This window comes from Serratia sp. YWN4 (assembly GCF_055790845.1).
Genome location: NZ_JBVUNZ010000002.1, coordinates 25,622 through 31,621 on the forward strand (window position 1 = coordinate 25,622; position 6,000 = coordinate 31,621).

Consider the following 6,000-nt stretch of genomic DNA (forward strand, 5'->3'; position numbering starts at 1 on the left):
GTCTACCGGTAAACCCGAATCCGGGCGAACAGCAAAAGGAAACAACCTAGCAGGCCTCAGAAAGCAAAAACCCGCACAAAGGCGGGTTTTGCTCTGTCGCCATGATGCTTCGCGGGCATCGGGCATACAGCGTAGTGAAATTCTTCTTTTGGCGAGTTAATTATACGTCTAACGAGCCATATGATCAAACCTGTATTCAATAAGCCACAGTACCGTTTATAATGCTCTCAGATCAAAGAAGTAAAACCCGTTTAGCCGCCTGTGTGATGAGCCAGATCAGACTCTTCAAAATCGAATTTGGTACTAAACAGTACCCGAACCGTGGGCAAGCACACGGCAACGGTATAGCCCTCTTCCGGTTTCGCACCCGGAAGCCTGGGCGGCAGCGTGGTGAAATTCTTCTTTTGGTTAAGTGAATGGCATAACCGGATGGGCGGATTAGAGGAAAGGGGATTGCCTAGTAACCTACGCGCCACAGAGATGGAGGTGCGGGGAATGATTGAGCTGATTATCGCCATTCTTACCTTGATTGCGGCTGTATTGCAATTGATCAACTGGTTCCTTTAATGGTGCCAGAGTCTGCGAAGGTGAAAGCCTGAACGGGCAAAACTGCAAAGTTTATAGCCGTTCCTTTGGGGACGGCTTTTTTTGGCCATTCAGTAAACTACCGGCAAACCCGAATCCGGGCGAACGGCCAAGGATAAGCCCCGGAGGGCTTATCAAATTAAGCAATGGACTTAACCGAAATACCAATCCAGAATTTCACCGGTATCATCCAGTTCGTCAGTATGGACAGTAACATCATGTGTCGTACCACACGCTTTGCAGGTAACTCCCCCTGTGTAAGTGTACGACGTGGTATGACTCCCGGATGTTCCGTTAGACTTACCCATCAGATCAGCCAGTGTAAAGTGAATATCCTTACCGCATTCTTCGTTACGACACGTTATTTTTAGCTGCATGTTCTCTCTCCTTGATCAGCGCAGAAAAAACTCTGCCTGGCGTTCGCATTTTAGCATATCCCTCCAACATCGTTGTCTCCCCGTAAAACCAAACCGAGCAAAACGCGCCGTAGCTGCGCCACGCCGGACGGGTTTCACAACCCGCTCCGATCCGGTAAGGTGAAGGACACCGCCCGTTAAAAAGGAACGAAATCAATGAGCGTAATACAAAGAATGGAAAACCCGCTGTTTAAAGCGAAAGATCTTTACGTGATGGTACGCCTGAGCATGATTGAATATTTTCCTTATCCCCCCACGGATATTGAACCCTGGGAAGTGCTGACGATATATATGCAAAATGCGCTAGGACTGAATATTCATATTCAGGGTGTGCAGGGTGAAAAGGAACTGACTTTCCAGGGTACTAGCTATGACATTTATAAAGACCTGGTGAAACAGGAAATGGGGCCGGAACATTCGGCGGCCTGGTATGTCGCGCAGGTAGCGAAATGGGGTAAATTGGATCTTGATAACCTGGCTTCTGACCTTGATGTTATGCGAACCTGGCTGAATACCAACGAGTACGTGAAAAACAACCGACCAACGGACAAGTTTTTACAGCAGGAATTTTTGGTGATTGCCGATGCGGCAGCGGAAAGAAGAAAGGCCCGTTAACCGAGGCAGGGGTCATGTAATACGGTTGTATTGCATGACCACTAATTATCGCCCTGTCATGGTTGTTTATTCTTTTTGCCACCTAGAAACAAACCGAGTATAAACAAAAAAATGAATGTACTGAACAGATAAAAAATAATAGCAATATAACCTGTCATAGAATCATCCATACCCCCTCCTTTATTCTTAGCTGAATTCACACGTAATCCAAGTGCTATCAGCATCCGTTATGACAACTTCCTGCTTTTCCAGCATAGACCGAAAATAACCGAATTCTTTCTCGTAGCTAAGGTTCCTGGCCGCAAAATATTGTGCTTGCTCCCTCATGGCTAAAGTAAAAGGGGTACGGTAGACCACCTTCAAGCAGGATCTATTCTTAAAATTTTCCTCTTCACAGAGCCAGCCCAAGGCTTTACATGCATTTGCCAGCGAAAACACATCCACTGTCTCAGCAACAATATGAATGGTCACATTTGCGACAACGGTTGTGTGTAATTCATCATGTTGCGTTATTTTTCCATCATAGCGGTGCCACATAATTTTATTTCCTTTTAATCTTTTTTAGCTGTGGTGGTCATTCTTTAAGTTTCCGAACTAGACAGGATCACTTTTATATCGTCCGACAGCGTGGCTATCCGTTGAATCACCGTTGTGACCTGAACTACACCATGATCATCACCAACCACCTTACGCTTGCAGTGTGGGCATTTTTCACTGAAATTAGCAGCCGGGATCAAGGTGCCGTCTGCAAAACAGCGATAATAACGTATCCCCTCCGCAGTAAAAAAACTCCCACAGCAATCGTGATTCATTATTTTTCTTCCTAATAGTATTGATATTAAGTAATTTATCCGTAAACCTTAACCGGAGAAAGTCGATCCGCTCAAGTATAAAGTTATGCGGCTCTCATTAATCTTTTAATAGCGGCACAGATTGCCTGTCAATCAGCGCTTCGAATACTGAATCTTGCTGGTTAATAGCGTCCCATATTTCAAAATTATTGTCTTGCTTCATCTTACCTGTTAAATCACGCCATAATATTGTCGCACCCCATGCAGCATTACGAAATAGTTCAGCAGAAAATTCATGCTCAGCAGATTTAGCCAGATCCATAAATTGAGTAATAGTTTCCGCAGTCTGTTCTGTCAGTTCTTCGTAAGTCATTTCAACCACCTTTTCACGTTAACAGTGTTAAACTATTTTTTCTTCCTTACTCACGGCCAGAACGGTGCAAGCAGCCAGTTTGCTATCATCACTCGCTCTTTCTTATCGAGTGCCGCAGCCGCATCAATAACGTCAAAGCCCAAGGTGTTATTCCCCAGCCAGACCGAAACAAAAAAGTTTGCTAGAAGCTGTTCTCCGTGGTTCATGGCCGGGATCGCCATTGTGATCCGCTCTATATGGACTTCGCGCTTTTTCCAATCCCAAAAGCTAGCGATATGTGGATAAGCCATAATAAGGTCATGAAAACGTTTCTGCTCGTCACTTAAATATTGCGTGATGTTGTTATCCATTTATCTCTCCTTTAATAACTATTATGGTTTTCATCCGTAAATACTGCGTGTGTGTGTCCAGGCTTGATGCCATCAACTCACGAACGGCTAACGCCTGGGCGGCCAAGATCGCGGTTTGTTTCGGGGCGGTCTTCTCGTAAGTCTTGTAGGTGCGTAATGATACTCCAAGTTCTTCAGCAGCGCGTTCTTGCGTCCAGTCTAACCCCCGTCGCCACAAACGTAGCTCGAACCCCGTCATACTCTAACCCCTTTAGCACCATCGCAGATGAAAACACTATCATTAAAAGTGCAATAATTGCACTTTTAATGATGATATTTTGCTTATTAGGCTTTACATGGTGCTCCAGTTCCCGCCCTGGAGCACCCGGAGATCTAGAAAGAGATCCCCATCATTTCATGCGTAGAGGGTAAATCATAATAGCCCGATGAAACCAATCTACCGTCTGGTGTCAAAACCTTAAGATCGGTATCATCACCTAGTTCGGGATGCTCATAAAACTTATACCCCAGAACTACCCCAATCAATAACGGCTTTTTGGCTAAAAACTTCTTCGCATTCTCCGTTAAATTTCTCATATATCCCCCCGTACTATCGCCAGGATATTTTTTTGTACGTCGCTAATACTATCGCCCAACGGGATAGCATTAAAAGCTAGCCATTCTCCATCTTTTTTCAACCGATAATAAACACCGGTAAAACTATCATCCTCGTTGAAAAAAAACTTAATTTCATCACCCGAATTCAATACAAATCGAATGATATCCGATTCCTCTAGATATTTACGGTAAATAGTAAAACATACGGAAATCAAACTATCTAAATTAGAAATAACATCCGGCGATATATTTATACCCATGTAATACCGGGGGTTTCCCCCCGCCTCCTGGTTGTTAAAGGGCATACCCGTTAAGATAATTAATCCACCAACGTAACTCATCCCATTGGGCCGGTTTCATTGCCGGGATGGTAGTTGGCTTCCCCTTTACAAGCCTGTCGGCTATTGCTACTATTCGCGCCATTGACATTAAATTAATCTCACAGTGGTTCGTTTATTGTCATACGGCGTTAGGTTGTTGCAGTCAGCCTAACGCCACCTTTAAATTCTTATTTTTCACCTCCTTTCTATTCCACAGATAATGAAACTTTTTTCCCATTCATCACATAATAACGAAACAAAATCAAAGCATCACTTTCATTATTAAATACAGTGCGAACATCATAATCATCGCGACTATGAAGAATAACAACATACTCCAGTAATTTGGATATCAATTCAGTTAATTCAGCGATTGTTTGCCTACTATCTCTTTTACAATAGCAGCGCGTAATTCTGCTTTGGTCATTAAGACCAAGACCTTCTATTGCATCACGATATGAAAGTATCATGCAACGATTTGACTTAACATCAGCGAGAAATTGCATTGCTGCGGATTTTAACGTTTTCATTTTTAACTCCTTGCCCGTTTGGGCTTTGTTTTTTTTCTATGTACATAATTTACTACTTATTTAAGTACCCCGCAAGAGATAAATTATCTTTTTGTTATTTTATATTCTGTATGCTGATTCACCAGTAAAAGCAAAAACTCATATTCTAGCTTAGATATTTTACCGCTGTTACTTGTCGCACTGATTTTATTCAGCCACGTTTGATCGCTGATACCTAGCAACTTTGCCATTTCATGATTTGAATAACCAATTTGATCACGAAACTCCTTAAGTTTTTTCGGCGTGATCGTACTTTTCTCAAAGTGCATAATTTAATTCCTGTAGTTTTTTAATAAATCGCATAACTAGTGGCCGTAAAGGCAACATTTTAATATCAATATTCTGGATGTTTTCAATATAAATCACTTGCTCAAAGACTTTTTTCTTTGAGTGCTTTTTTCCCTCTTCAACTGAAGGCGATTTTTCAAACTGTTCAAAGAGCAAACGATACCCGTTAGCCTCTTTAAATACCGTCAATCGGTACGTCCGATTCCCTTTGTTTATCCTGTCATAGTAACATTGGTTCATATTCTTACCCACTCATGCGCCATAAGAACAGCTTACCAGGCCAGAAGCCGGATAAGCTGATTGAGTTCACAGGGTACTTAAAAATCCGACAACCCGGATCAACGTGTCTTTGTCCAGGCTATCTATTTTTAATATATAGCTACCACTGTAGCGCTGTTCTACCGCCCCGGAAAGTTTTTGGTGCTTAAATCCACACAGCGCCCCGTAATGAGACTCAAGCGTCACCAGGCGGGACAGTAACCCTTTAAGAAAGCGGATTTCGTCCTTCTGTTCCTCCTGGTGCTTCCGGGCCACCTCTGCGAGATTGATTTGTTCAACCGCATCAAACAGGATTTTCCTTTTTATATCATTCGCAATCGACCAAGGTTCCCGCTTTGGTGAAACACTACAGGAATGATAACTGCCACGGAAATACTTGCTATCAACACTGCCAAATAAATAAATACGGCCTTTTTCAAACCTGGCAATAATACTATAGTTTTTATACAGCGAAGAGGTTAGTTTTATCCGATGATCATAATCATTCTCTAATTGATTAATACGCCATCCATCACCCAGGAACCGGCAAACAACGTTGAACAACTCAGTATATTGCTCTTTGAAATTTGACATCTTAATTTTTCCGCACAAGAGTTAAAGGCGGGTTTCCCCGCCTTGCTAATCAGGCTCGACGTTCTACGGACTTATATCCGGCTGCTTTTCGTTGTCCTGCTGTACCGTACATCTCGCGGATTTCATCGATTGAATGCTCACGGCGGTTATAAGTGCTTTTATGTTCCTCCGGGCGATAGAACCACTGTTTTTTCTTTGCTGCCCATTTGCACCCCATTTCTTTCAGCATTTCTTTATGTTCACG

At 42.9% G+C, this 6,000-nt stretch carries 13 protein-coding genes and 1 pseudogene; 2 read left to right on the forward strand and 12 right to left on the reverse strand.

Going from position 1 to position 6,000, the window contains the following annotated elements:
• The first annotated feature begins 387 nt into the window (after positions 1–387).
• Both ACX9GT_RS25580 and ACX9GT_RS25585 read left to right on the forward strand, forming a co-directional pair.
• On the forward strand, positions 388–567 hold the full coding sequence (locus ACX9GT_RS25580) for a hypothetical protein (protein ID WP_146220600.1): 180 nt from the start codon (positions 388–390) through the stop codon (positions 565–567).
• Positions 568–1,157: 590 nt separating this feature from the next.
• Positions 1,158–1,616 (forward strand): hypothetical protein, encoded by a 459-nt coding sequence (locus ACX9GT_RS25585; RefSeq protein WP_473191716.1) that lies wholly within the window; start codon positions 1,158–1,160, stop codon positions 1,614–1,616.
• A gap of 186 nt (positions 1,617–1,802) precedes the next feature.
• Here ACX9GT_RS25585 and ACX9GT_RS25590 read toward each other — a convergent pair whose 3' ends face one another.
• The 12 genes and pseudogenes from ACX9GT_RS25590 to ACX9GT_RS25645 form a co-directional block, all read right to left on the reverse strand.
• A complete protein-coding gene (locus ACX9GT_RS25590) occupies positions 1,803–2,153 on the reverse strand; it encodes a hypothetical protein (RefSeq protein ID WP_473191717.1) in 351 nt (116 codons plus the stop codon).
• A gap of 44 nt (positions 2,154–2,197) precedes the next feature.
• Positions 2,198–2,428, reverse strand: a complete 231-nt coding sequence (locus ACX9GT_RS25595) for a hypothetical protein (RefSeq protein WP_473191718.1) — start codon at positions 2,426–2,428, stop codon at positions 2,198–2,200.
• Between the two features lie 97 nt (positions 2,429–2,525).
• A complete protein-coding gene (locus ACX9GT_RS25600) occupies positions 2,526–2,780 on the reverse strand; it encodes a hypothetical protein (RefSeq protein ID WP_473191719.1) in 255 nt (84 codons plus the stop codon).
• Between the two features lie 50 nt (positions 2,781–2,830).
• The gene (locus tag ACX9GT_RS25605) at positions 2,831–3,130 is read right to left on the reverse strand and encodes a hypothetical protein (protein WP_473191720.1); all 300 of its coding nucleotides are present in this window, start codon (positions 3,128–3,130) and stop codon (positions 2,831–2,833) included.
• A complete protein-coding gene (locus tag ACX9GT_RS25610; RefSeq protein WP_473191721.1) occupies positions 3,123–3,368 on the reverse strand; it encodes a helix-turn-helix domain-containing protein in 246 nt (81 codons plus the stop codon). Before ACX9GT_RS25610 ends, ACX9GT_RS25605 begins: the two co-directional genes overlap by 8 nt.
• 134 nt (positions 3,369–3,502) lie before the next feature.
• Positions 3,503–3,706: a hypothetical protein gene (locus tag ACX9GT_RS25615; protein ID WP_473191722.1), complete on the reverse strand. Its 204-nt coding sequence runs from the start codon at positions 3,704–3,706 to the stop codon at positions 3,503–3,505.
• Positions 3,703–4,068 (reverse strand): hypothetical protein, encoded by a 366-nt coding sequence (locus tag ACX9GT_RS25620; protein WP_473191723.1) that lies wholly within the window; start codon positions 4,066–4,068, stop codon positions 3,703–3,705. The genes ACX9GT_RS25615 and ACX9GT_RS25620 overlap by 4 nt, the downstream gene beginning before the upstream one ends.
• Positions 4,069–4,253: 185 nt before the next feature.
• A complete protein-coding gene (locus ACX9GT_RS25625; protein WP_473191724.1) occupies positions 4,254–4,577 on the reverse strand; it encodes a hypothetical protein in 324 nt (107 codons plus the stop codon).
• A gap of 83 nt (positions 4,578–4,660) precedes the next feature.
• Positions 4,661–4,885 carry a hypothetical protein gene (locus tag ACX9GT_RS25630; protein WP_473191725.1) on the reverse strand — a complete coding sequence of 75 codons (225 nt, stop codon included), beginning with the start codon at positions 4,883–4,885 and terminating at the stop codon, positions 4,661–4,663.
• A complete protein-coding gene (locus tag ACX9GT_RS25635) occupies positions 4,875–5,156 on the reverse strand; it encodes a hypothetical protein (protein ID WP_473191726.1) in 282 nt (93 codons plus the stop codon). Before ACX9GT_RS25635 ends, ACX9GT_RS25630 begins: the two co-directional genes overlap by 11 nt.
• A gap of 54 nt (positions 5,157–5,210) precedes the next feature.
• Entirely contained in the window at positions 5,211–5,756 is a 546-nt protein-coding gene (locus tag ACX9GT_RS25640; RefSeq protein ID WP_473191727.1) for a hypothetical protein, read from the reverse strand.
• 49 nt (positions 5,757–5,805) lie between these two features.
• Positions 5,806–6,000: pseudogene (locus ACX9GT_RS25645) on the reverse strand (molecular chaperone DnaJ); the annotation flags it as partial.